The sequence below is a fragment of the Guptibacillus spartinae genome (assembly GCF_028610625.1).
GTDB lineage: Bacteria > Bacillota > Bacilli > Bacillales > Guptibacillaceae > Guptibacillus > Guptibacillus spartinae.
Genome location: NZ_JAQQWU010000013.1, coordinates 71,962 through 97,285, shown reverse-complemented (window position 1 = coordinate 97,285; position 25,324 = coordinate 71,962). Strand labels below are relative to the sequence as shown.

Here is a 25,324-nt window from a genome sequence, read left to right as displayed (position 1 = left end):
GATGTGAACTCACCCGATGTTGTGACCTTAGGTGAAACAATGGTGTTATTTAGTACAGCTGATCAAATCTCGCTTGAATATGCCCATCATGTGGAAAAACAATTCGCAGGAGCGGAATCTAACGTAGCGATCGCCCTGTCTCGTTTAGGCGTACAATCAGGTTGGATGAGCAAACTGGGAGATGATCCTTTTGGTCGTTATCTTCATAAGTCCATTCGCGGAGAAGGGGTAGACACAAGTGAGGTAACCTTTACCGACGAGGCTCCGACTTCTATCTTTTTTAAAGAAAAGGTTTCGGCTCAGAATGTGAATGTCTATTATTATCGGAAAAATTCAGCGGCAAGTCTACTCAGACCGTCTGATGTAAGCGAAGCGTATGTCACGTCCGCCCGTTTCTTACACGTAACGGGGATTACTCCAGCACTTAGTGAATCGTGTAAAGAAACGGTTTTTCATGCCATTCGTCTGGCGAGGTCAAATGGGGTGAAAGTGGTGTTTGATCCAAATATTCGCTTTAAGCTTTGGAAGAATCATGAGGAAGCTAGAGAAGTTTTATTGAAAATTGCTTCTTTATCGGACTACCTTTTGCCTGGAGTTGACGAGGCAGCCTTTCTAACGGGTGAGTCCGACTACGAGAAGGCGGCTAACGCTCTTCTTACAAGAGACGATCAAACGGTTATTATGAAACTTGGAGCAGAGGGGGCTTACTATTCTGCCAAAAACGAATCAGGTAAAGTTTCGGGTTATCCGGTTAAACAAGTCGTGGATCCAATAGGAGCCGGCGATGGTTTTGCAGCGGGGGTTATTAGTAGTTTAGTAGAAGGTTGTTCGATTCCAGAAGCAGTTGAAAGAGGAAACGCCGTGGGATCATTTGTCGTTCAAATGAATGGTGATGTGGAGGGACTTCCAACGAGGAAGCAGCTTGAACAATTGATGAATTCTGAGAAACGTTCTACCGATGTGGAACGATAGGAAAGGTGGCATGAATGTTGGAAAAAGCTAAGAAACTGATGCAGATCCACTCTTCTGGCGTAGTTGCGGTCATCAGAAGACAGCGTCCGGAAGATGTTGTGCCTTTAGCTGAAGCACTTGTTAAGGGCGGGGTAACCACATTAGAAATAACAGTGGATAGTGAGCAATCTTATCATTTAATTGGAGAAGTGAAGAAACGCCTTGGATCAAGTGCTCTCGTTGGAGCGGGAACAGTTCTAGATGCTGAAACAGCGCGTACTGCGATTCATTCAGGGGCAGATTTCATTTTCTCTCCAACCTATAGCAAAAGCTTGATTGAAATGGCAAAGCGATATGGTGTGATTTCGATGCCGGGCGTGTTAACCCCAAGTGAAATGGTTGAAGCTTATCAAGCGGGTGCTGATATTGTTAAGGTTTTTCCGGCCTCAGCTTTTGGGCCTTCTTATATTAAGGATCTACAGGGACCTCTTGGGCACATATCGATGATTCCGACGGGCGGGGTCACTGTTGAAAATATAGGAACTTATATTGCAAATGGGGCCGTAGCTGCTGGCGTAGGCGGCTCATTAGTGAAACAAAAGTACATTGATAGTCAGGATTTTGAAAGCATCACAACGCTTGCTGAACAATTTACCGAAGCTGTTAAACAAGCGAGAACGGGGAGTGTATCATGAAAATTAATTCTATCGAAACCTTTGTCGTGCCACCAAGATGGTTGTTCCTAAAGATTACAACAGACGAAGGTATTGTCGGATGGGGAGAGCCAGTGATTGAGGGACGCGCGGCAACGGTTGAAGCAGCAGTGCATGAGTTGAAAGATTATTTGATCGGCAAAGATCCCCTTCCGATTGAAGATCATTGGAATGTGATGTATCGTGCAGGCTTCTACCGAGGTGGACCAATACATATGAGCGCTATTGCTGGGATTGACCAGGCGCTCTGGGACATAAAAGGTAAATTCTACAATGCGCCGGTTTCAGAGTTGATGGGTGGAAAGTGTCGAGATGCAATTGATGTGTATTCTTGGATTGGTGGAGATCGACCTTCAGACGTAGGCCAAGCGGCGCAAGAGGCAGCTGAGAAAGGGTTTCGTGCAATTAAGATGAATGGTACGGAAGAGCTTCAATACATCGATTCTTATAAAAAGGTTGATGAAACGCTTGAGCGGGTGGATGCGGTAAGAAAAGCTGTTGGGAAAGATTTTGGAATTGGTATCGATTTTCATGGTCGTGTTCATAAGCCGATGGCGAAAATTCTTGCGAAGGAGCTTGAAGCGTATCGTCCAATGTTTATCGAAGAACCCGTTTTACCAGAAAATAATGAAGCGTTGAAGGAAATTGCTTCCCACACGTCAATTCCGATTGCGACGGGAGAGCGGATGTATTCACGCTGGGATTTCAAGAAGGTGCTTGCTGATGGGTATGTTGACATTATTCAACCGGATTTGTCCCACGCTGGCGGAATTACGGAGTGTAAAAAGATCGCTACAATGGCAGAGGCTTATGATGTAGGCCTGGCACCGCATTGTCCGCTTGGACCGATTGCCTTAGCCGCTTGCTTGCAAGTCGATGCCACGTGTCATAACGCATTTATTCAGGAGCAAAGCCTAGGGATTCATTACAATCAAGGGAGTGACCTTCTGGATTACATCACAGATTCGTCTGTTTTTTCTTATGAGAATGGTATGGTTTCCATGCTGACTGGACCAGGTCTTGGCATTGAAATTAATGAAGAGAAAGTCATTGAGATGGCTCGAGAAGGTCATCGCTGGCGCAATCCTGTCTGGAGACATTCAGATGGCAGCGTTGCCGAGTGGTAAACGGCAATGACAGTATTCATTCAGGTCGTTTTGCCTGTTCTTCTTGTATTTGGTGCAGGCTATTTACTTCAAAAATTAGCTAAGTTAGATCTGAAATCAGTATCAACGGTTGCGCTGTACATCATGCTTCCTTGTCTCGTATTTAAAACGTTTTATAACGCCGATTTAAACGGCGAGTATGTGATGATGCTTTTGTTTTCGGCTCTTCTACTCGTAAGTATTTTAGTGATTAATAAAGTTGTAGCGAAAGTAAAGGGCTATGATCCTTCAATGGAAAGTGGCTTGATTTTATCAACGGCATTTATGAATTCTGGTAATTATGGCGCCCCAATCATTCTTTTTGCTTTTGGGGAAGCCGGATTTGTCTACTCTGTATCCTTTCTCGTTCTGCAAGCGATCATCATGAATTTCTTTGGGGTGTATTATGCGGCAAGAGGAAAAGCAGGGCTCCGTATGGCGATTGTATCCGTCTTGAAGATGCCGCCAACTTATGCGGTACTTGCTGCTTTGATTATGAACCTGGGTTCCATAAAAATGCCCGGAAATCTCATGTCGAGCGTAGAATTGCTTGCCAATGCATCGATTCCAATGGTGATGGTTGTCCTCGGTATGCAGTTAGCGGGAATTTCAATTAAAAACATGGACTGGTCGAAGGTTTCTTATGCTTCAATCGTTCGGTTAATTGCATCACCGGCCATCGCTTTCGTGTTAACGCTCTTCTTGCCGATGAGTGATCTTATGGCAAGTGTGTTAGTCGTCTCTGCTGCTATGCCTTCTGCTGCAACGACAACGATTTATGCCGTTCAGTTTGACTCAAAGCCAGAGCTTGTCTCGAGTATTACCTTGATGACGACGTTGTTAAGTGTCATCACAATTCCGATTCTTTTAATGATGTATATGTAGGAAAGCGTATGAGTTACTGACAAAAACATATATGAAAGGGTGACGTAACATGGTGAACAAAGTAGAAAGAAAGATTCCTGTCTACATGAAAGAATCACAAACCATTATTGAATTGAACCAAATAATTCAAAAATACGATGCAGAAATTTTGCTGAAGAAAAATGTGAATGGAAGCTTAATCGAAGCGAACTTAAAAAGCTTTCTTGGTTTAATCAACCTTCGTCTGCATGACGGGGATGAGATCCTGGTGGAGTGTATTGGAGAAGACGCAGCGGAAGCGTTGAATGAAGTGGAATTGTTTCTGAGTAAGGGATGAAGAGCAGTTGGGGTGGGGGGTCAGGCTCGAACCTGACCCCCGGCGGTTTTGACCCCCGGCAGTTTAACGCTTTACTTCATGTGCGAACTAATTTAAAAGGGAAGTAGGGGATGGAAAATGAATTTATTTGACTTAAGCGGCAAGGTGGCAGCCATTTCTGGAGCTACAAGAGGAATAGGAAAGTCGATGGCTCTTGCTTTAGCGGAGGCAGGAGCTAATATCGCACTGCTTCAACGAAATACAGAACAAACAGATGTAAAAGAAGAAATCGAGAAATTGGGAAGAACGTGTGCGATTATTCCATGTGATCTCGAACAGACCGATCAGGTAAAGGCAGCTATTCCGAATGTGGTTTCTCGATTTGGAACGATCGATATTCTTGTGAATAATGCAGGTATCCAAAGAAGATCGCCATCCGTCGATTTTCCAGAATCGGATTGGGATGATGTCCTTGATCTCAATTTGAAAACAGTATGGTTACTATGCCAGGAAGCTGGTCGCCACATGGTGCCAAAAGGTGAGGGCAAAATCATAAATGTGGCTTCGTTACTTTCCTTCCAGGGAGGCATTAACGTACCTGCCTATGCAGCTGCCAAAGGTGGCGTTGCCCAATTAACCAAAGCCTTATCGAATGAATGGGCGAAGCATCATGTGAATGTGAATGCGATCGTACCAGGTTATATTGCGACAGATATGAACACAGCCATACTTGAGGATGATGAGCGGAACGCACAAATTCTTGACCGTATTCCAGCAGATCGATGGGGGAACCCTGATGATTTCAAAGGAACAGCCGTCTATTTAGCTTCATCTGCTTCTAATTATGTTCATGGCCATCTTGTTGCAGTTGATGGTGGTTGGTTGGGTCGATAGGCAACAGGCAGTTGATGCAAGACTGGATATTCGATTTGGTAGTACTTGAACAAGAAAGAGGCTGACAGTCGTTGTCAGCCTCTTTCTTGTTCAAGTACGATGACATGAGATTCACGACAAATCATGACAAAAACCGGGTGGTGCCAGGCACTCGAAATAAAGAAACCGGTTTACGAATTTTAAGAATATTGTTGCTTTTTAAATGATATAATCTTATAATCAGTAATTGAAAGCGCTTTATTTTATGTTGAGTCGTCTATTTTTTTGTTCTGTTAGGAAACCGGTTTCCAAAAGCTTTTAAAAATGCATGAGGGGGAAGTAATGGTGAAAAACAAAAGCAAAACGAAGTGGCTGGGGTTAGGACTTGCGTCGATGCTTGTATTTTCTTTAGGAGCTTGTAGTGGAGATGATGAAGCCTCTGGCGGCAGTGATGGAGAAGTAACATTGGATTTCTGGGCATTTGGGGCAACGAATTATGAAGAGCTTGCGAAGGAATACGAAAAAGAACATCCTAACGTGACGATTAAAGTGAGGTCTGCGGAAACAGCAGAACATCATGATGCGCTATTTACTGCTTTATCTGCAGGTAGCGGGGCACCTGATATTGCGGCTTTGGAAGTGGATCAATTGGACCGATTTAAAGAAGCACAGGGACGATTTGAGAATTTATATGATCTCGGGGCAAAGGAGGTACAAGATCAGTACTTAGACTGGAAATGGGAAGCTGGCGCGAATCAAGAAGGAGATTTTCTAATAGGTCTTCCGACAGACATCGGACCGAAAGCATTATATTACCGCACGGATCTTTTTGAAGAAGCTGGACTTCCAACCGAGCCAGATAAAGTCGAAGCACTGATTGACTCTCCTGAAGCATTTAAAGAAGCGGGCATGAAAGTGAAAGAAGAAACAGGGAAACCGTTCGTTGATAGTATTGAAATGGCGTATCGTGCCTATTTAGATGCTTCTGAGAAAACCTATTTGAATCCTGACGGTGAACTCTTGTTAGGTAAAGAAGGAAATGACGTGAAGAAGGCCTATGATTATGCGGTTGAATTAAATAAGGCTGGCATTGTTGGTAAGCTTGAAATGTGGTCACCTGAATGGGCAAACGCCGTGAACAAAGGTGAATTCGCAGCTGAACTTGGAGCTGGTTGGTTGAAAGGATGGATGGAAGGGAATGCCCCTGACGCAGTAGGGAAATGGCGCGTGGCAACACTTCCAACCGAATTCGCAGCGAACTGGGGTGGCTCGTACATTTCCATTCCAAGTGAAACCGAACATCCACAGGAAGCTTATGACTTTGTCGAGTGGCTCGTTTCGCCTGATAATCAGTTAAAATCATTTGAAAGCAAAGGATTGTTCCCATCAGCAACTTCTGTCTATGACATGGAGGAGTTTAAGACGAACGAAGATAAGTTCTTTGGTGGTCAGGTAACTTCAACTGTTTTTGCTGAAGCAGCGCAAGATATTGATGGTGCGGTGTTCAAAGGTGTCAAGTATTTCCCTGTTCATCAAGAAGTCTTAAATGCGCTCCACAATGTGCAGGAGGGTGGCGATCCGGAGAAAGAATGGAAAGCTGCGATTAAACGAGCTGAAGATTTAATCGACCGATAATAACAGCCTTGACAGTTGTGATGGGATACGGTGGGCGTTCTCGCCGTATCCTACTTAATCACCGGAAGTGAGGATATAACGTGGTTTCTATGAGTGGAGAGGAAAGAGGGGTTAAGAAGAAACGCTACCGATCTGAGAAGAAAAAAGATATGATTTCAGGGTATTTGTACGTCGCGCCTTTTTTCATTATCTTTGGCGTCATTGGTCTTTATCCGGCAGCTTTTAGTATCTATCTTGCGTTTCAGAAGTGGAATGGATTAAGTCCGATGAGCTTCGTAGGACTTGATAATTTTCGAATCGTCTTAGAGGATCCTCTTTTTTGGAAGTCGGTTTACAATACGATCATTATGGGGTTAATGGGAACGGCGCCACAGATCATCGTCGGTATTGTCCTGGCGTTTCTATTAAACCTGACATTTCTTCGATTTAAAAATTTCTTTCGAATTACGATATTTATGCCGTATATCACCTCGATGGTTGCGGTTGCCCTTATATTCAGTGTGTTATTTAGCAATCACGAGTCATCACTTGCAAACTATCTGTTAGGTGTCTTTGGATTTGATCCGGTGAACTGGTCAACATCTGAATGGGGTACGAAAATCGCCATTTCGATTATGGTGTTCTGGCGATGGGTGGGATACAATACGATCATTTATCTAGCAGGTATCCAAAGCATCTCAAATGATTTATATGAGGCCGCCACGATTGATGGTGCGAATAAGTTTCAGCAGCTCCTTTTTATTACGATGCCTTTGCTGAAGCCGTTTATCATTTTAACGGTATTCTTCTCAACCGTAGGGGCACTTCAGCTCTTCTCTGAGCCGACGATTTTCTTAGGGGCTGGGGCATTTACGCGAGATGAAGCACTTACAGTCGTCATGTACCTATACAGAGATGCCTTTAAACTTCAATCCTTTGGTACGGCTTCTGCGACAGCGATTATCCTGCTTGTGATTATTCTTTTCTTTGCGACAATCAATACGCTGATCACTTCAGGCACTGGCCGTAAGAAAAAGGGGGTAAGGTAATGGCGAAACGGAAGGAACGTAAGAAAGTATCTTTAAGTAAAGTGCTGATTTATGTATTTCTAGGAATTGCTTCCCTATTATCTTTATTTCCGTTCTACTGGATGTTTGTGATGGCGACACGTCCAAGTGCAGCTTATAACTCCATCCCGCCTACCATGACACCTGGTGGAATGCTTGTCGAGAACTTCCAGAAGGTCTTGAATCAAATTGAATTTTTTCAAGCGATGTGGAACTCCTTTCTCGTTTGTTCGATCGTGACACTCGTGGTGCTTTTTATAAGTTCTTTGGCGGGCTTTGCGTTCGCAAAATTTCAATTTCCGGGCAAGAACGGATTGTTTATTGCCATTTTATTAACAATGATCATTCCACCTCAGCTAGGCTTAATCCCACAATATTTTCTCGTATCAAAAGCGGGACTTCTTGATTCACTTGCTGGAGTGATGGTGGTGTTCTTTCTAAATCCCCTGGGGATCTTTCTCATGAGGCAATACGTTAGTGAATCTGTGCCTGATGAGCTGATTGAGGCAGCGAAGCTTGATGGCTGTTCAAATTTTAAAATTTATCGAAGCATTGTTGTCCCGATTATTCTTCCAGCTTTCGCAACGCTCGGAATTATCGTGTTTACAGCAGTTTGGGGAGAATTCTTATGGCAGTTCACTGTCCTAAGAGATCCCGAGAATTATACCATTCAGGTTGCGTTAGCCTCGCTAAGTAACACATTTAATGTTGATTTCGGAATGATTCTCTCAGGTGTGTTCTGGGCTACGGTTCCATTGCTTATTATTTTCTTACTGTTTAACCGCCTATTTATTTCGAGTATTACAGAAGGATCTGTGAAATAGAGGCTCAGCTTATATAGAAATTGCTTCACTTAGTATTTCTTAGTAAGCTATCAATATATATATAGTCTATTATGATGTTAGAAGGGATAGCGATGAGCCTAACGATTAAAGATATTGCCCAAATGGCAGGAGTTTCAAGAGCAACCGTTTCTAAAATCATTAACAATTACGGTGGCATTAGTGAAGGAACAAAGAAGAAAGTTCTTAAAATCATCGAAGAAACCGGTTTTCAGCCAAGCTTTTCTGCAAAAGCGTTAGCTACCAAAAAGTCGAATCTCATAGGGCTGATCTATGCCGGTCGTGTGAATGTGGATTTTACCCACCCCTTCTTTATGGAAGTGGTGACAACTTTTAAGAAAACAATCGGGCTGCTTGGTTATGACATTTTAATGTTCTCTAATGAACAGTTCTACCAGGATAACGGTAGCTACCTCGCAAGATGCAGGCATTTTCATGTTGATGGCTGTTTAATTATTACGGGTGAGGAAATCGAGGATGCCATTTATGAGCTTGTAGAGAGCGATATTCCTTGTATGGGCATTGATCTCGAATTAGATGGTCCACGTTCGAGTTACGTCATGACGGATAATATTAATTTATCAACGAAAGTGATTCAGCATCTGTATCTCCATTCGGTAAAAGATATTGCTTTTATCGGTGGAGGGGCAGATTCTGCGATTTCCAATTTGCGAGAAAAAGGGTTTTTACAAGCGATGAATCAATTTGGTCTAGGCGTAAGAAAAGAATGGATTCAGTACGGTGATTTTCATGAAGAAAGCGGATACGAAGCGATGAACCGTATTCTTCAAAGCGGTGCGTTACCTGAAGCGATCTTTGCGGCTTCCGATATGATGGCTTTTGGCGCGTTAAAAGCGATTAAAAAGGCTGGACTTCGTGTCCCGGAAGATATTCGCCTTGTAGGGTGTGATGATATCGATGCGTGCCGCTACAGTGACCCAATGCTGACGACAGTGAGACAGAATAAAGAGCTTCTTGGAAAACTAGCTGCTCATATGCTCCATGATTTAACAAATGGAAAAACTGGACTGAAACCAGTCTTTATTGATTCGGAATTGATCGTGAGAGAATCTTGTGGAAGTAAGGAAGTGAATATGACGCAAACATAAAGCATGACTGGATGAAGTGAACATAACTGGAGGGAAGGTTAATGCCAATTATACAATTTCCACATGAGATGAAGTGGGGCGCAGCAACCGCTGCCTATCAAATTGAAGGGGCCGCTCATGAAGATGGTCGCGGTCAATCAATTTGGGACACATTTTCCCACACACCTGGTCATGTGAAAAATGGCGATAACGGGGATGTGGCTTGTGATAGCTATCATCGGTATGAAGAAGATATTGAAATGATGAAAGATCTCGGCATTGAGATGTATCGTTTTTCCGTCTCATGGCCGCGTATTTTTCCAGATGGAACAGGGGAAATCAACGAAGAAGGGCTTCAGTTTTACCATCGTTTTGTTGACGCGTTACTTGCTCAAGGGATTGAACCAATGTGTACCCTTTACCATTGGGACCTTCCGCAGGCGCTTCAGGATAAGGGCGGTTGGGCAAGTCGAGAAACGACGGATGCTTTTGCTGATTATGCGGAGCTTATGTTTCAAGAATTCAACGGGAAAATAAAGCATTGGATCACAATCAATGAACCGTGGTGCGTGTCCTTTTTATCAAACTTTATTGGGGTGCACGCACCAGGAAATCAAGATCTCCAGCTTGCGACAACCATTTCTCATCATCTCTTATTAGCCCATGGTAAAGCGGTTACGAGATTTAGAGAGCTAGAGAGTACTGGTGAGATTGGATATGCGCCAAACCTTGAATGGAATGAGCCTTTTAGCGATAAGCAGGAGGACATTGACGCATGTAATCGCGGGATGGGCTGGTTTATTGAATGGTTCTTTGATCCTGTATTTAAAGGAAGTTACCCGGAATTTATGCTGAATTGGTTCGAGAAAAAGGGGGTATCCCTTACGCTCGAGGAAGGCGATCTTAAACTGATTAGTCAGCCCATTGACTTTATTGGGATCAACTACTACACAGGTAGCGTGGGAAGATATAAGGAAAACGAAGAATTATTTGATTTAGAGAAAATTGATATCGGCTACAATAAGACAGATATCGGTTGGAACGTCTACCCGGAAGGCTTCTATAAAGTTCTCTGTAAAGTAAAGGATCAATATGGCGATATACCAATTTACATTACCGAAAACGGTGCTTGCTATAATGATGGCGTCGAGTATGGCGAGGTGCACGATCAGCGCAGGATTGAGTATTTAAAGCAGCATCTAACCTCCTTGAGTCGGAGTATGGAAGCAGGAGTAAATATTAAAGGGTATTTAACGTGGTCCCTGCTTGATAACTTTGAGTGGGCAGAAGGGTATGAGAAACGATTCGGACTTGTACACGTTAATTTCAGAACATTAGAACGCACGAAAAAAGATAGCTATTACTGGTATAAACAAACAATCGCTAACGGTTGGTTGGAAATGAAATAAGTGAACGCCCTTATCATATGCTGGTGGGGGCTATTATAATTGATAAATGAATGGTTCTCGATAGGAGGGAGACGTTCGGCTAGGCGGCAATTCACATGATCATTAATGGGGAGACGCTGGCTAGTTAGAAGAGGGAAGGCGTGTCAGCGATGACACGCCTTTTTCGTATCATTTTTGGGAATCAAGATTCTGTTATTCTGCAATTCGGAAGGTCCTTTAGGAACCGTGTAAGAGGAAGAGATACACTTGGAAAGATTTATTGTTTTCGATCCTTACGGTAAGGAGCTTCTTCTTTCGTTTCAAGCATTCCGTCGTCCCCATTCATCGCTTGTTCATTTTGGTCAATTCCAAGGTCAACTTCGTTTACGTAGGATTTTTTTGTGGCCGTGGGCTGGTTTTGATATTTTTTCTTGTTTAATTTCATCAGAATCACCTCTATCGGTTAGGATGGCTCAAAGGATGAGGGATATACATGTTGTACGCCGAATCGGCGACATAATGTGACATAAACCGGGTGGTGACAGGCACTCTTAGCAAGGTTTCATCCGGAAGCGATCGGGTATTCATTAATGGTATAACTTTCCATAGGTGGTGCTGTTATGGCTAGAAAGATTGGATTGATCGTTCTATTCATCATAGCCACAGTTGTGATTCTGTGGATGGGTATTTCAGATTATCAAGAGGATGGGACCTATTATCGCTTAATTAAAGGTGTCATTGCGATTGCAGTGATTGGGATAGCCCTTAGTCAAGTACCAACCGATCATAAGAATAGCTCTGGGTAAGCTTCCTTTTTGTAGGATTATGAGGAGTTAAAACAGGATCCTTACCTTCTAAAATCGAAGAAGAAGAGAGTAGAAGGGGGATATTAACGTGAATTACGCTGTGTCAGTGACCGATACGAAGAAAGTAGAAGATATTGAACGAAGTGGACGTGAGTTATTAACGTATCTTAAAGAATACGAGGTGTCCCTGAACGACTTTACGTCGATTGAAGACCCGCCAAGAGGGATTGTTTTTCATGATTTAAAGTCAGCGACGAAGCTATATTCAACGATTCCTCTACCAGCTTATACATCGAGAGATTTGATTCATCTCACACCATTATTGGACACATGGAAAGAGATTTACTTAACAACGACGAATGGTGTGAAAGAAGCAGAGAATTATTACCGGAATCTTGAGATGGTGGATATCGCTGAGATTGTTGCTCATGAATTAACACACCATGCGGATTTTTTTCATTCTGAATTTGAAGACTGGGAAGAAGAGAATGCGAGTGACATGTGGTTTGAGGAAGGCATCTGTTTTTATTTACCACGAAAGCTCTTAATGTCTTCAGAGCGGTTTGAGAGAGTGATGGAGGTAGAGCGACTTTTGATTGAAGCGCATAAAGAGGAATATGGAGAGTATTCGTTAGATGCCTTCGGCGAAGCGGGATATCGAGGTGGAGAAAACTTCGATTACTCGGCTGCGTTTTATGATTACTGGAGAAGTACAAGAACTGTTGCAAAATTAATCGATGAGTATTGCGAAGGTAATGTGCAGAGGCTGATCGCCTGCTATCGAGAGTGGGTTGACGGTGGGGAGAAGGGCCGACTTCAAGATTTCTTTGTACAACGTTTCAAGTTATCGACAGAAGAGGCCGAAGCGTTTTGGTTACATACTCAAGTGAAGATGTAAAAGAGAGGTGAAACGTTATTTATTTCTCGACAAAACCTAACAAAAAGCGGGCGGTGCCAGGCACCCCCGCTTTTTTATAGTGCTTCTCGGATCACTTTTTTGTAGTAGACGACGGATAAGCCACCGAAGATGGAGTAGAGCAACGTATAGATTCCCATGACCATCAGCATTGGTGTATACAGTTCGGTGCCGAAGAAGAACCAGCCGGATCGTACGGCAAAGTAACCGTGGAGTAGTCCGACAACAAGTGGGATACCGAAGTTCACCAACTGCTTACCGCGAATCCCTCGAGAAAGATCTGTTTGAGTGAAACCAAGCTTTCTAAGAACGGTGTAATTCGGACGTTCTTCTTCACCTTCATTCATCTGTTTAAAGTAGAGAATGCACCCAGAAGTAATTAGGAACGTAAGACCGAGAAAGCCGACAATGAACATGATGAGTCCCATGTTTTCTTTTTGTTGAACGAAGGCTTCGTATTGTGAGTTTTTCCCCTGGTCATCCTCGAAGGCAAGTGACTGGAATAAGTCGGTTGCTTCAGGTAGCTTTGCGTCATTTTGAAGATTAAACCCGATATAGGTGAGAGGCTCATCCTGGATCTCCTCATCCCTATCCTTTTGAAGAGCCGCAAAGGTTGTTTGATCCACCACAACCGTAGGCAGCCCGCCATCTGAGTATGTGTAAGGAAGAATATAGTCTTGCTTCATACCTAAATAATTCTGCGCGGTCACGTCTTCTTTTCCTTTTAATTGAATGATTCCGCCGTTTTCAAAGCTTATAACGGTATCAAGGATTTTACTAAAGCCTGTAAAAACCGCTTCTTTCGGTGAAACATCAATATCCGTTATGTTCTCATCACTAATGACTGGTAGAATCATTTCACTGGCATCAAATGCTGTGCTGGACGGCTGCTTCTCAAGAATATCTTTTGTTAACACGGTGACTTGAAGAATGTCCAGCTCCTTTGTCGTGAATTCATAACCTTTTGCCTTTAACTCCGCTTCAAACAGAGTGGCATTCTGTTCTTTCGAAAGTGAAAAGTGGTCTGGGATGTTTTGTTTTGCTGTTTTTTCTGCCGAGTAATAAGAAATATAGCTCAGCGACGAAAGGGCAATGGCTAATGCGGACACCGTTGTAATGATTGTTAAGAGTAGCGAATTTGATTTCATTCGAAACATGATTGACGAGAGGGAGAGAACATCGTTAATGTTCAAATAGCCTTCTTTTCGTTTTCGAAGCAGGTTAGCGACAAAACGGATCGACCCTTTGTAGAAAAGGTACGTACCAACAATGACACTACCTAAAATGAACACCATGACGATCAGAAGTTCAGTCATCTCTGAAAAATCGCCATCAAACATTTTGCTGGATACATAATAGCCTGTAATGATCAGAACGAGTCCAAGCACGCCCATAATAATTTCCCGAATGGTTATCCCTTTTATTCGATCTTCCGTTTTTGATGTGACGCGGAAAAGGGCGAGAATGCTTTGAGCTTTAATAAAGATCCAATTTGTTAGCATAATCACACCGAAAATGGCGAAGAAAACGATAACGGTCTGCACGAAAGCTTCACTGGAAAAGTTAAGACTTGCGACGCCATCAATCCCCGTCGCTTTAAAGAGAACCATTTGAATCAATTTGGAAAAGGAAAAGCCGACGAAAATGCCAATGATCATCGATCCAATATAAATCAGCAAATTTTCTATCGTTAAGATGCGAAAGATGCGTCCTTTTGTCATGCCGATTAATTGAAACAGTCCAATTTCTTTGCCCCGCCGCTTGATGAAAATGCTGTTAGCATAAACGAGAAAAACGGTTACGATCACCACAAGCATAACCGAAGCAGCTTTGATAGCGGCTGTCATTTTAGCGGAGGTTTCCATGTTGTCGACACCAGGGTCATACTGAAGCGTCACAAACGAGAAATAAAGTCCAACACTAAAGATTAAGGCGAAGACGTACAAGTAATAGTTCTTTAGATTCTTCTTTAAGTTCTTAAGGATCATGTGATTAATGCTCATAATGCACTCCACCAAGGACACCCTGTGTTTTCATAATGTCTTTTAAAAACGACTGGCGTGATTCAGTTCCTTTATTCAGCTGGGTGTATATCCGACCATCTCGGATAAAAATGACGCGACTGCTGTAGCTCGCTGCGACAGGATCGTGCGTTACCATCGCAATTGTTGCTTCTCTTGTCTGATTTAAATCGCTCAGTTTATTCAAAAGGTCCGATGCCGACTTTGAGTCGAGAGCGCCGGTTGGCTCGTCTGCAAAGATGATGCTTGGATTGTGGACGAAAGCTCGAGCGGCTGAAGTACGCTGCTTTTGCCCACCTGAAATTTCATTAGGGTATTTGTCCTGGATGTCACGAATACCAAGCTCATCGGCAAGAGCGTCAAATGCTGCCGTTGCCTCTTCCTTAGAAACTTTTGCGATCGAAAGGGGAAGCAGCACATTCTCTTTCACCGTTAACGTATCAAGAAGATTGTACTCTTGAAAAATGAACCCAAGGTGTCGTTTTCGAAATTCCGCGAGCTGCTTTTCTTTTTGCTTCGTCATTTCCTGCCCTTCAATCTTTATCGATCCGCCACTGACGCGATCGATAGATGAAAGCACGTTCAATAGCGTTGTTTTTCCAGAGCCTGACGCGCCCATAATGCTAATGAATTCGCCACGTGCAATCGAAACGTCGATTCCCATTAGCACGTCCTGCTTCATAAACTTATTGCCATAGCTTTTTTGAATTTTGCTTGCTTCAAGTACGTTTGTCATTACATTCCCTCCAATAAATGGCTGATACGTTTAGTATAAAGAGGGGCATTCCGCTTTTCCTTCGATTTGCCGAACAATAAGAGGAGGCGTGTGACATTGTTGTCACATGCCTCGAATTTGGTCAAAATCATTTCGTTCTGGAAAGGAGAGGGTAAAAGCAGATCCGTTTCCTGGTTCTGAAGTAACCTCGATGGATACTTTTAAATGCGCTGCGATTTTTTTGGTGAGATAAAGTCCCATTCCTGTAGCGGCTGAGTCCTGATGGTTCGCCGTTGACGTAAAGCCTTTCTCAAAAATCCGAGGTAGATCACGTGGCATAATTCCACGTCCATGATCCTTGATAAGAAGGACAGGCTGATTGCCATGCATACTGCTTTCGATCGTGATGTCACTGTTTTCGCTGTATTTTACAGCGTTTGTTAGCAATTGCCGAAGGATAAAGGCGAGCCACTTGGCATCACTTAGTAGCTCTGTTACGGTCAAATCAAGCTCAAAACCAACGCCCCGCTGTTTGCACCAGGTACGTAAGGGAGTGATTTCATCGACGAGAATTTTTTCAAGATTGACTTTTTCAATATACAGGTCATTTTCAATCGCTGGCATACGTTTTTGGTGAAGCTGCTGATCGAGTAAAAAGTGGATCCGAAGCCACTCGTAGGTAAGGTGCTCGTTTAGCTCTCGGTCCTGTACGCGATCAATAAGCAAATGAAGCGCCGTAAGCGGCGTTTTTACTTCATGGATCCACGTGATGAAATCGTCCTTTTCGACTTCAAGTTGGTGTTTCATCTGACTTGATTCTTCCTTAAGCTGTTCAATTTGTTCCGAGGTGACGCGTTCAACCACTTTTTCAAATGGACTTGTGCCCTGCGGAATGCTGGTGACATCAAAGTTCGTTTCGCGTTCTTCTAGTTCTTTATAGAACGTTGCTTCTTTTCCGAATCGTACGAGTAGAAAAAGAAGGAAGAAGAGAAGCGTTAGAAAAACGGCATACAGAACAGATGTGAGTGGAATGGTCTCATCAACATATGTAATCAGAAGAAAGCACGCTTCTATGAATAAGACGAACAGGATCCAGCTCCGCCGTTCTCGCAAAAAACGCCACATCATTGGACTTCCAGAGCCATATAGCCCTGACCTACCTTCGTTTGGATCGCATCCCCTAGTTCAATTTCCGCTAATTTTTTTCGAAGGCGATTGACGTTAACGGTGAGCGTATTGTCGCTTACAAAGCGCTGGTCGTCCCAGAGTCGGTTGATTAGTTCATCCCGTGTGACAATTTTGTTCTTTCTCTCGATGAGCATCAGAAGAATGATCATTTCATTTTTCGTTAAGTCGAGAGCATGGTCATCCATTGTGACACGGTTTCGCTCAGCATCAATCGTGGTGCCGTGCCAGGTTTTGAGCGTATTCGTATCCGTGTTGTAATTATATACGCGTCTTAAAATCGCCTGAATTTTGGCGACAAGCACCTCAAAGTGGAAGGGCTTTTGGATAAAATCATCTGCGCCAAGGTTCATCGACATCACCATATCAGTCGGATGATCACGTGAAGAGAGAAAGATAATCGGAACGTTCGAATGATCCCGAATCATTCGACACCAGTGAAAGCCGTCAAACTTCGGTAGTTGAATATCAATAATGGTAAGGTCAGGTTTAACGGTAGAGAATTCCTGCATCACCTGACTAAAATCATGAATGCCATAAACTTCATACGACCACTGCTCCAATCGCTCCTTCATTTCCTGAAATAATGATGTATCATCTTCAATTAGTAATAGTTTAAACAATCTGTCCACCACACTTTGCTTCGTTATCTATGTTGATTATAGCAAAAAAATGGAAAGCGGAAAGAAACAGGAATAGATGTTATAATCCAGTCGACAAATTCTAACAAAAACCGGGTGGTGACAGGCACTCGCGGCTAGCGTATCCTTAAATAGGATGAAATTAGGAATTGGGGGAGTCTGATGAGTTGGTTTAATCGAAATAAGAATGACATCAAGTGGGCGGAGCTTGATGAAGAAACGCGTGAAGAGATGTTAGTGTTTACGGGGAAGCGTGATGAGGTTTATGAAAAGAAGTGGGAAAAGCTATCCTCAAAGAAGTCGCCTATTTCGTGGAACTGGGCAGCTTTTTTCCTAAGTTTGTTTTGGTTTACATACCGAAAGATGAACGTCTATGCTTATGTGTTCTTAAGTATCATCGTTATTGTAGATGTGTTATCTGTCCTTATTTTTAAGAAAGCATTACCGGGTTCCACGATTGGACCTGCTTATATTGTGCTAGCTTTGTTTGCGAATAAACTGTATTTTGATTTTGCGTTAAACAAAGTAAAGAAGCTAAAGAATCTTTATCCTGACCGTGATGATCGTTTTGAAGCGTTAAGAAAGCGTGGAGGTGTCAGTTGGCTATTTGCGCTACTGTTTGTTTTGGTCATGATGGTCTATGGTTTTGGGATCACGTATTTAGAAGAGGAAGTTTACTATTCTTATATGGAACCGAAATTTACTGAAGCTGCTGAATTACAGGACTCAGGGAAACTAGATGAAGCGATGGACATTTACAAGGATATCGAAAATGATAATGTAGCTGTGCCATCCATTCATTTTAACAAGGCGCTTATTTATGAGGAGGAAGGGGAATATGTTCAGGCGTTACGTGAGATAAATACATATCTTAATCTAGAGGCGGATGATCAGGAAGCGAAAACGATTAAAGAAGAGCTTAAGGCGAAAATAGATTAACTGTAAGGGGGTCAGGTTCGTACCTGACCCCCTCAGCTACAGCTATTTGAATCATCTGGTAAACTAGTAAGGTTGAAAGAAGATTTGGAGGGAAGAAAGTGAATGTCTATCAAAATCAAGATGACCTCGTTTTTTCTTACTTACGATTAAAATCCCATCGCTTCATCCGTTGGAGCACAGTAGCGATCACGCTAGTCTTTTTAGATCTCTTTGGTTTCATTCCATTATTAAATAATGATGGCTCACTGATCGTGATGTTAACGTTGTTCAGTATTGTGGGCATCCTGAACTTCTGGGCGTTTCAGTTGTTTTTAGACCCATATGAATATGAGTCTGGCTATTATTTGTACCTTGGTGTTTTCGGGGTGCTCACAACCATTCTTTTTGTTCTAGTTGATGAACAGGTTGTTTCTCATTACGTTTCGGGAGAGGAACGGACTTACCTCTTGATGGCCAATGGACTATTGCTTCTCATTCTGACGGGATGTTTTCATTTATTGAATCGGAATCTTTTGTATGGAGAAGCGTATGATCAGACCAAAAATACAAGGGTGAATCGCAAGTTAAAAATTGTGATTGGTGGGCTAGCGGCTTTATACATACTGGGGCATGTTGGATTTCTTATTGTAGAAGAGGCCCCGATTCGTCATTTTATTGTTCTAACGTTGTTAACCTTGTTCACTGTGGTGACATCCTATCTGACCACCTTTTTTCATCGGTATCGCTTTCTTAGAAAGCACGTATCGGTTCTTGAAAAGCGAGATGCCTGTTTTGGACTGCCAAAACGTCTTCGGATTCCTGAGTATGAAGGTGATGCTTTTACGGTGATCATTTTTAATGATGTTGATATGGATGAGGAGCGTTTTATTGAGCTTGCGGGAAGTTTTACGGAAACGGCTGCTGAAGAAGTCCAGCTAATTGAAATGGACGAAGAAGGAAGACGTAAGCTAGAAGAACGTTTTCCACAACAGGAGATTCAGCAAGAGGGATTTGCTGTGATTAAAGTAAATCGCGAGCGTGTACTCCGAAATTTGAGAGAGCTAAAGAAAAGAACGATGCTGAAAAGTCTTTATCGCAACATTCCTCATCAGGTGTATGAAGAAGCGAAACATGAAGCGTTGTTTCATTTGGATGATGCGGTGTTTTATTCAACGAAGGAAGAAGAAGTGGTTGCGTTCTTAAAGAATGATGGGGGTCAGGTTCGTACCTGACCCCGATCATGGACATTTGTCTTTATTTACATAATTCTCCTATTTTGATCAATAATAAGAGAAAGTCGATCGAAGTAAGGAGTTGATCCTATGAACGAGATAAACCAGCATGTATTACGAGAAGCGCATCAGGCATGTGGAGAAATTGAAGCCATTCGTCAGCAGCTGCTCGATGCAAGGCAGCGAGGCGATCTGGCGTTAGCTCAGCGGTTTGAGCAGGAATTAATGCGAGCAGAGCAAGTTGCGAAAGAGTGCCAACGTCAGCTTCAACAAACGACAGCAGGTAGTCTTGAGGGAGAGCAGATTCTTCAGCAGATCACTCATGACTTACATTCGTGCGGTCAGGCGTTGCGTCAGAAATAGCTCCACCAAAAAAAGCTGACATGACGTCAGCTTTTTGAATTTATGTGGATGTGTATTTTCGCTGCTCCAAATCTTTTGCCGTTTGGCTCATCTGCACATCTTTTTCCTTTTTTAACGTACCGAATAGGACATCAACAAATGGTGTGGAAACCCCGTACCAATAGTTTTCATTTTTATAATGATGCAGGATATGCGTTTTTTTCAGCCACTGTCCGAACTTTGTTCTCGGTTTGAAGGGGCGATGAGCAATATAGTGTTTCCATTCATAGAAAAAGAACATAGCGAGCAGTCCTGTACTAAATGCTAGAGTGAGAAGAAGAGATCCGGAAACCCAGTAGAATATCAAGCATAAGAGAAACAAATTCGGAAAGCTATACCAAATCGGCAGAAATAAAAGTTTTAAATCATTCGGTACTTTGTGATGATCATAATGCAGTCGTTTAATCAACTTTAAAAGATAGGGGTTTTGAGGTGTTTTAATGTGAAATAAAAAGCGGTGGGTAAGGTATTCACTAAACATGTAGGTCACTATCCCAATAAGAATAAAGAGGAGGACAATGGGAGAGAGCGTCATCGTCAGTAGAAAGCCAACAACGATCAGAAACACACCAAACATGAGTAAGAGATCCGGATGGAAGAAGAAGTCACGGTACAATTGTTTCATACTACACGCCCCCGTTCATTTTTATTTTCCAAAGCTCTAAACTGGTTACCATCATCTGTTTCGTTAGCGTTTCAGCGCGATGGAGATCTCCTTTTAACGTCGCTTCAAGGAACTGTTCATAGTACTTTTTTGATGCTTTTCGATGAGAGGGTTCTAGAAAGTATTTCTCCGCCATTTTGCCATAGATGTTTTCGAAACTATTTAAGATGAGAATAAAAACCGGGTTAGGGGAGAGCTCGGCAACGCTTTTCTGTAGCTTCCAGTCAAACTCAGCATATGATTTCGGATCGTCTGTTAGCTCTTGAAGTGGGATGAAAAGTGAAATCATTTGAAGTCTGTGATGAAGGAGAGCATCACGGACGTAAGCAGGTGTTAACGTAATCCGAAGCTCAAGCATGTAAACGATAAACTCATCAGGAATCTCATCATGGTGCTGAAGAATGTTCACGATCGTCATTAAATTCCCATACTTCCAATAATCATTCACAACAGCTGGCGCTCCTTTTCGAATCGTAATCCACCCATCTCGCTCCAGGCGCTGCAGGGCTTCGCGAATGGTAGGTCTGCCGACTTGGTAGTGAGTAGCGAGTTCTCGTTCAGGAGGGAGCGGGTCATTTGTGCGCCATTCTTTTTCTAAAATCGATCGAATCAGCTTTTTTGTGATCTTTTCGGAGGATCGTTCGATCATAATATAGGATCACCTCTGTTCTGGTAATACCAAAGTTTTTATTGGTAATACCATTATAAGGTATGGGAGCGGGGAATGGCGAATTTTTGTTTGAAAATTCTTTCTTTTTACTGTGTTATGAATAGAAAATGGAATTTGAGAATGATTAGTGAAGAGAGGACATCATTAGTCATATAAAAAATCCCGCCAACTATTGATTATTGGAGGGAAATGATTGCTATTAGACTTCTTTTAAGACCTCTTGAAACTTTTCTTCTTCTTCATTTCGAAATCCTTCAAAAATAACGTGTGCAATGTTTTCGTGATTGAAAAGATAAGTATGTTCTTGATCGATAAACCCTTCAGGATAAGGAACACCTATGTAATCGTACATGTCAAGATCCTGCTCGTTCTCCACTTTTTCTTCATCCAGATGGAGTTGTTTTCGACCGTAGATCATGAGTTTCTTGTTGCCACCTTCTAGTAGAACAATGGTACCGTTTGGGAGTAGAGGCTTCATTATTTGTAGACAACTCCTTTATTTTCGTATGCTTTCCTTTTTTTCTTATCCGATGGTTTTTGAATAATAAGAAGATGATTGTTTACTTTCATAAACATATATTTATGAATATATTTAGTAGATATATAAGAGAAAAGAATCGTTAATCCAATACATGCAATAAGAAATAAAGTATGCATAAATAATTCGTTTTTTTTCGTGGCAAAAAATAATATGTAACCTATACCCGGGCCAACTGTAATCAAGGATAGAAAATTTTTGTTATTATACCATTTTTTGCTTTCATCGAGAGAATCATTAATTGATGAAAATTTTTTAATTTGAAAGTTTATCGCTATCGAAATAACTGTGAAATAGACAAGACTTAATACTAGGAAATACCAAATGCTTGTAATACCAAAAAACAAATAAGATACTTTCATACTGGTAATAAGGTAGCTTATAGCGCCTATAAAAGAGGTAACTCCAAGAAAAAGGATTGTTTCCATTTGAGTTGTGTATGGATTTTTAACCAATAATCTAATAGCCCATAAATTAATGAATAATAAGAAGGGAATAGTTGCAATATTAATTATAGTATTAATGGGTGTTAGTAGTGGTATTAAACAAAAATCGAGTAATATAAAACAATATCCAATCACCACTACTTTTGTGTTTTGAGGTGAAATTAATAACAAGTGTACTTTCATATAATCAGGCAAATGCCTGAACTTTTTATTTTCTGGAATTTTAAGCATTAAGTTCCTCCTGGTTACTATGTTTCTAATCAGAAAATTTATCGAAAAGCCAACTAGCAGCAGTAGCAACACCAGATTTAATATGCGTACCAATCGTTTTATCGTTTATTTTGATTCCATCAAAGATATACGCTCCAACAACTGAGCCTATTACTACTCCTGCAGCTCCAGCTATAACGGGTAGACCTACAGTACCAACTATCGCTGCAGCTATAACACCACCTGTAGCTATAATTCCAGCTCCAATTGTTAAGTCACCTACTGCATCTCCTATAATTTTTGAAGTGCTTTCATTATTTTTTATGTTTGTTCTAATATTATAAGCAGTTCCTAACCCTACACCAACCCAACCTACCCTACTTCTTAAGGCACTAACTGAGCCAGCTTTAATATTTACATTTTTGGCATAAGGAACATTATTTCCATTCCCTCTAGCAACCTGTGACTGTATATAGTTCTCGTGTAGAATTTTGTAATTTCTACCATTTTTTGGAGGTGTATTGAATTTTGCACTCTTAGGTGGTGTTATCCTATATTTTTTTCCGGCTGCATCAGTATCCATTTTAATTTCAAACCCATTTTTAACATCTTTAGCATCCGTATAAAAAGAATAAGCATCGGAAGATCTAGCAACTACTGCCCCAAAGTTGTTGATAATTGCTTTTGAATCAAACCCAAATTTTAATTCCTCATCCTTAGACTTCTTCGCCTGCACAGCCTTACCAACTGTACTCGTCCCAATCGAATCAGAAGACAAGTTACTCATAACCGTCTTATAAGCTGGAATAGCACTCATCGTTCCTACCTTATAGCCACTAACTGAAATGTCCCCGCTTTGAAACTTGGTGGATACTTCTCTTATGTAATTCATGAGCGTTTGACATTCTTGAAGGACAGTATCTAAGTTGTTCGCCTGGTTTTTGTCTAATGAGTGGAGATCTTCAAGAACTTCTGTTGTTTTCTCCTGTCCTCGGTGAATAGTAGAGTTAAAGTCGTTTTGTTGTAGTTCAGGTATGTAGATAATATCATTGACACTTCTGATGATTGCGTTACTTTCACTGGTCAATTGTTCAGTGATGTCTTGCGATTTTTGTAATCCATTGCTTACATCATTTGTAAGAAAATCCTCACGTATAAAACCGGATTCTTGAGGTTCAAAAGATTTAAGGGAAGAAGTCAAATTGACTAGTTTCTCTTCAAAGTGTGTGATGACATTTTCCATATAGGATAGGAAGGGGAGATGACACTCTTGGTAGAATGAACGAACTGCTTTTCCCCCTTGGCCATTAAAAGAAGCTTCCGATGAAATGAAATTTTCAATCGATAGGCGTAGATCGTTCGTTTGTGATCGAATTCCCTTAACAGCAGCGCTTGTATGCTCTACTCCCTGGTGAAGTGTTTCCGCATCTAACGTCTTCATTATAGCATTTCCCCTCCTAACGTATCTGCATAGACGAAGAGAGCTCCTGGTCCGCATTCTCCAGTTGCTGCACGGATTCCCTTACGGTTTGGTTATTCAAGGTAAGGATTTCTTTGTAGGCGTTTCCGACTTCCGTTAACATATGATTAATCTCATTTAATCGATTGACGACATCGAGCGTATTTCCTTCTCCGGTGTTCTTTGGTAGCTCGGCGTTAAAAGCGCTTAGACTTTTCTCGATTTGGCTGATCGATTGTTCGACGTCACTAAACTTTACATGCATTTCGTTACTCACTTCGCATTTCTCCTTTCTCTCGCTTCCTCTTCTAGTCGATGAATTTCCTGAGTGATATTAAATTCAAGCGTTTGGATTTCACGACGTAGGTCAGCTGCTTTATTTTCCATTGTATTGAGTGCTGAATTTACTTGGTTAATCGATAGATCCTGATAAGACGCCTTCATATCTTCCCGTATATTCTGGAAGGAGTTTGCTAATTCGCCAGCCCAAGTAGTAGGCGTTAGCTCAGGTTGATCGACAAGCTGTTTATTTTGAATGAATTCTCCTTGTAAGCCATCTAATTTTACTAAGCTAGATTGTAAGCGGACAAGCTGAGCTCGCTTTTCAGCTATTTCTGATTGTAGATAGGATAAATAGGACATTTGCGCTATCCCCTTTGTAGTAGTCATTAGAAAAATCATACTCAAGCAGTAGTATATGGTACCAAATGGAAGAGGTCTGGTAAATAGGTTGTTCTACCTGTTCGTGAGACTGACGTACGGGGTATTTATACCTATACCCGGGTTTTAAGTGATTTTAACCATATTATTGTAAAAATGGTAATGGTTTAGACTGTTGATTTTAAAAGGCATTGAGTTACGGATAGGTGAATGCTGTATAAATAGATTTTTGTTTATCATTTGATTTGTCTCTTTGTAGGTGTATTAATGTCAACTAGTCTACGATTCAATTTAATAAAAAAATATTTATGTGTGAACTTCGCTGCAAAGTAAGCGAGAAAACAGGTAAAGAAGATTGATATGCATAAAAAAAGGCTATGCATGGCTGTTTCGCTATCTTTTGTGGTTTGAAAAAGAACATACCCTAATCCAGAGCCTGAGGTTAACAAGGATAAGAGGCTTCCTCTGTTGTACCATTTTTCCGATTCATTTCTCTTATAGTCTATTTTGGAATACTTTTCGACTTGGTATTGAATTAAATATAAACTAATAATGATGTGCACAACTGACAATACAACGTAATACCAAGCGTTCGTAATGCCAATAAATACAAAGGATACTTTAAGACTTGTTATAAAGTAACAAATCGCTCCTACGGTAGAGAAAACACTCATAAAAAGGATTGTTTCCATTTGAGTGAACCGTGGGTTTTTGATTAGTAAACGAATCATCCATAAGTGAATAAACACTAATAGAGGAATGGTGATTATATAAATTAAATCATTCCTCGGATAGAGTAAAGGCAAAACGCACATATCGAGTAACACTAAGCAAAACAAACTAATTGCTGAGCGAGTACTACTAGTTGGAATGAAAGTAAGGTGTTCTTTCATATAGTCTGGTAAATTTCGATATTTTTTCTTTTCAGGGACTTTAAGCATTTTTGCCTCCAGATAAACGCTTATTTTGTTTTGTTAATC

The 25,324-nt window shown here is 41.5% G+C and carries 29 protein-coding genes; 16 read left to right on the top strand and 13 right to left on the bottom strand.

Features of this window, described 5'->3' with window-relative positions; translation table 11 throughout:
• The first annotated feature begins 3 nt into the window (after positions 1-3).
• The 11 genes from PQ511_RS18950 to PQ511_RS18900 all read left to right on the top strand — a co-directional run bounded on the left by PQ511_RS18950 (position 4) and on the right by PQ511_RS18900 (position 10,882).
• Positions 4-972, top strand: coding sequence for a sugar kinase (locus PQ511_RS18950; protein WP_273853505.1), 969 nt, complete (start codon positions 4-6; stop codon positions 970-972).
• Positions 973-989: 17 nt separating this feature from the next.
• Positions 990-1,646, top strand: a complete 657-nt coding sequence (locus tag PQ511_RS18945) for a bifunctional 4-hydroxy-2-oxoglutarate aldolase/2-dehydro-3-deoxy-phosphogluconate aldolase (RefSeq protein ID WP_273853504.1) — start codon at positions 990-992, stop codon at positions 1,644-1,646.
• Positions 1,643-2,791, top strand: coding sequence for a galactonate dehydratase (gene dgoD / locus PQ511_RS18940; protein ID WP_273853503.1), 1,149 nt, complete (start codon positions 1,643-1,645; stop codon positions 2,789-2,791). Before PQ511_RS18945 ends, dgoD begins: the two co-directional genes overlap by 4 nt.
• A 6-nt stretch (positions 2,792-2,797) precedes the next feature.
• Entirely contained in the window at positions 2,798-3,694 is an 897-nt protein-coding gene (locus PQ511_RS18935; RefSeq protein ID WP_273853502.1) for an AEC family transporter, read from the top strand.
• Positions 3,695-3,743: 49 nt separating this feature from the next.
• A complete protein-coding gene (locus tag PQ511_RS18930) occupies positions 3,744-4,010 on the top strand; it encodes an HPr family phosphocarrier protein (RefSeq protein ID WP_273853501.1) in 267 nt (88 codons plus the stop codon).
• Between the two features lie 117 nt (positions 4,011-4,127).
• A complete protein-coding gene (locus PQ511_RS18925) occupies positions 4,128-4,883 on the top strand; it encodes an SDR family oxidoreductase (protein WP_273853500.1) in 756 nt (251 codons plus the stop codon).
• Positions 4,884-5,204: 321 nt separating this feature from the next.
• The gene (locus PQ511_RS18920; protein ID WP_420541738.1) at positions 5,205-6,497 is read left to right on the top strand and encodes an ABC transporter substrate-binding protein; all 1,293 of its coding nucleotides are present in this window, start codon (positions 5,205-5,207) and stop codon (positions 6,495-6,497) included.
• Positions 6,498-6,586: 89 nt separating this feature from the next.
• Positions 6,587-7,525 carry a carbohydrate ABC transporter permease gene (locus PQ511_RS18915; protein ID WP_273853550.1) on the top strand — a complete coding sequence of 313 codons (939 nt, stop codon included), beginning with the start codon at positions 6,587-6,589 and terminating at the stop codon, positions 7,523-7,525.
• Complete coding sequence (locus PQ511_RS18910) at positions 7,525-8,367, top strand: carbohydrate ABC transporter permease (protein ID WP_273853499.1); 843 nt, start codon at positions 7,525-7,527, stop codon at positions 8,365-8,367. The genes PQ511_RS18915 and PQ511_RS18910 overlap by 1 nt, the downstream gene beginning before the upstream one ends.
• A 92-nt stretch (positions 8,368-8,459) precedes the next feature.
• Positions 8,460-9,494, top strand: a complete 1,035-nt coding sequence (locus tag PQ511_RS18905) for a LacI family DNA-binding transcriptional regulator (RefSeq protein ID WP_273853498.1) — start codon at positions 8,460-8,462, stop codon at positions 9,492-9,494.
• Between the two features lie 41 nt (positions 9,495-9,535).
• Positions 9,536-10,882, top strand: coding sequence for a GH1 family beta-glucosidase (locus PQ511_RS18900; RefSeq protein WP_273853497.1), 1,347 nt, complete (start codon positions 9,536-9,538; stop codon positions 10,880-10,882).
• A gap of 256 nt (positions 10,883-11,138) precedes the next feature.
• On the opposite strand, the gene PQ511_RS18895 is transcribed toward PQ511_RS18900, so the two are convergent.
• Positions 11,139-11,306, bottom strand: a complete 168-nt coding sequence (locus PQ511_RS18895; protein ID WP_273853496.1) for a hypothetical protein — start codon at positions 11,304-11,306, stop codon at positions 11,139-11,141.
• A gap of 175 nt (positions 11,307-11,481) precedes the next feature.
• On the opposite strand from PQ511_RS18895, the gene PQ511_RS18890 reads away from it, so the two are divergent.
• Positions 11,482-11,667 (top strand): hypothetical protein, encoded by a 186-nt coding sequence (locus PQ511_RS18890; protein ID WP_273853495.1) that lies wholly within the window; start codon positions 11,482-11,484, stop codon positions 11,665-11,667.
• Between the two features lie 88 nt (positions 11,668-11,755).
• Complete coding sequence (locus tag PQ511_RS18885) at positions 11,756-12,565, top strand: hypothetical protein (protein ID WP_273853494.1); 810 nt, start codon at positions 11,756-11,758, stop codon at positions 12,563-12,565.
• 74 nt (positions 12,566-12,639) lie between these two features.
• Here PQ511_RS18885 and PQ511_RS18880 read toward each other — a convergent pair whose 3' ends face one another.
• The 4 genes from PQ511_RS18880 to PQ511_RS18865 form a co-directional block, all read right to left on the bottom strand.
• The gene (locus tag PQ511_RS18880) at positions 12,640-14,586 is read right to left on the bottom strand and encodes an ABC transporter permease (protein WP_273853493.1); all 1,947 of its coding nucleotides are present in this window, start codon (positions 14,584-14,586) and stop codon (positions 12,640-12,642) included.
• Positions 14,576-15,340: an ABC transporter ATP-binding protein gene (locus PQ511_RS18875; RefSeq protein ID WP_273853492.1), complete on the bottom strand. Its 765-nt coding sequence runs from the start codon at positions 15,338-15,340 to the stop codon at positions 14,576-14,578. The genes PQ511_RS18880 and PQ511_RS18875 overlap by 11 nt, the downstream gene beginning before the upstream one ends.
• Before the next feature lie 102 nt (positions 15,341-15,442).
• Entirely contained in the window at positions 15,443-16,444 is a 1,002-nt protein-coding gene (locus tag PQ511_RS18870; RefSeq protein WP_337957783.1) for a sensor histidine kinase, read from the bottom strand.
• A complete protein-coding gene (locus PQ511_RS18865; protein ID WP_273853490.1) occupies positions 16,444-17,127 on the bottom strand; it encodes a response regulator transcription factor in 684 nt (227 codons plus the stop codon). The genes PQ511_RS18870 and PQ511_RS18865 overlap by 1 nt, the downstream gene beginning before the upstream one ends.
• A 180-nt stretch (positions 17,128-17,307) precedes the next feature.
• Here PQ511_RS18865 and PQ511_RS18860 point away from each other — a divergent pair, with 180 nt between their 5' ends.
• From PQ511_RS18860 to PQ511_RS18850, 3 genes are all read left to right on the top strand, one after another.
• Positions 17,308-18,084, top strand: coding sequence for a DUF2628 domain-containing protein (locus PQ511_RS18860; RefSeq protein ID WP_273853489.1), 777 nt, complete (start codon positions 17,308-17,310; stop codon positions 18,082-18,084).
• 98 nt (positions 18,085-18,182) lie between these two features.
• Entirely contained in the window at positions 18,183-19,295 is a 1,113-nt protein-coding gene (locus PQ511_RS18855) for a hypothetical protein (RefSeq protein WP_273853488.1), read from the top strand.
• Between the two features lie 90 nt (positions 19,296-19,385).
• Positions 19,386-19,658 carry a hypothetical protein gene (locus PQ511_RS18850; protein ID WP_273853487.1) on the top strand — a complete coding sequence of 91 codons (273 nt, stop codon included), beginning with the start codon at positions 19,386-19,388 and terminating at the stop codon, positions 19,656-19,658.
• Between the two features lie 40 nt (positions 19,659-19,698).
• Here PQ511_RS18850 and PQ511_RS18845 read toward each other — a convergent pair whose 3' ends face one another.
• The 8 genes from PQ511_RS18845 to PQ511_RS18810 all read right to left on the bottom strand — a co-directional run bounded on the left by PQ511_RS18845 (position 19,699) and on the right by PQ511_RS18810 (position 25,285).
• Positions 19,699-20,322 (bottom strand): sterol desaturase family protein, encoded by a 624-nt coding sequence (locus PQ511_RS18845; protein WP_273853486.1) that lies wholly within the window; start codon positions 20,320-20,322, stop codon positions 19,699-19,701.
• Between the two features lies 1 nt (position 20,323).
• The gene (locus tag PQ511_RS18840; protein WP_273853485.1) at positions 20,324-21,010 is read right to left on the bottom strand and encodes a GntR family transcriptional regulator; all 687 of its coding nucleotides are present in this window, start codon (positions 21,008-21,010) and stop codon (positions 20,324-20,326) included.
• Positions 21,011-21,230: 220 nt separating this feature from the next.
• Complete coding sequence (locus PQ511_RS18835) at positions 21,231-21,509, bottom strand: DUF4176 domain-containing protein (RefSeq protein ID WP_273853484.1); 279 nt, start codon at positions 21,507-21,509, stop codon at positions 21,231-21,233.
• Entirely contained in the window at positions 21,509-22,246 is a 738-nt protein-coding gene (locus PQ511_RS18830) for a hypothetical protein (protein WP_273853483.1), read from the bottom strand. Before PQ511_RS18830 ends, PQ511_RS18835 begins: the two co-directional genes overlap by 1 nt.
• A 25-nt stretch (positions 22,247-22,271) precedes the next feature.
• Positions 22,272-23,666 carry an LXG domain-containing protein gene (locus PQ511_RS18825; RefSeq protein ID WP_273853482.1) on the bottom strand — a complete coding sequence of 465 codons (1,395 nt, stop codon included), beginning with the start codon at positions 23,664-23,666 and terminating at the stop codon, positions 22,272-22,274.
• A gap of 16 nt (positions 23,667-23,682) precedes the next feature.
• Positions 23,683-23,961, bottom strand: a complete 279-nt coding sequence (locus PQ511_RS18820) for a DUF5344 family protein (RefSeq protein ID WP_273853481.1) — start codon at positions 23,959-23,961, stop codon at positions 23,683-23,685.
• Positions 23,958-24,326, bottom strand: a complete 369-nt coding sequence (locus tag PQ511_RS18815) for a YwqH-like family protein (RefSeq protein WP_273853480.1) — start codon at positions 24,324-24,326, stop codon at positions 23,958-23,960. Before PQ511_RS18815 ends, PQ511_RS18820 begins: the two co-directional genes overlap by 4 nt.
• 254 nt (positions 24,327-24,580) lie before the next feature.
• Positions 24,581-25,285 (bottom strand): hypothetical protein, encoded by a 705-nt coding sequence (locus tag PQ511_RS18810; protein ID WP_273853479.1) that lies wholly within the window; start codon positions 25,283-25,285, stop codon positions 24,581-24,583.
• Between the last annotated feature and the right edge of the window lie 39 nt (positions 25,286-25,324).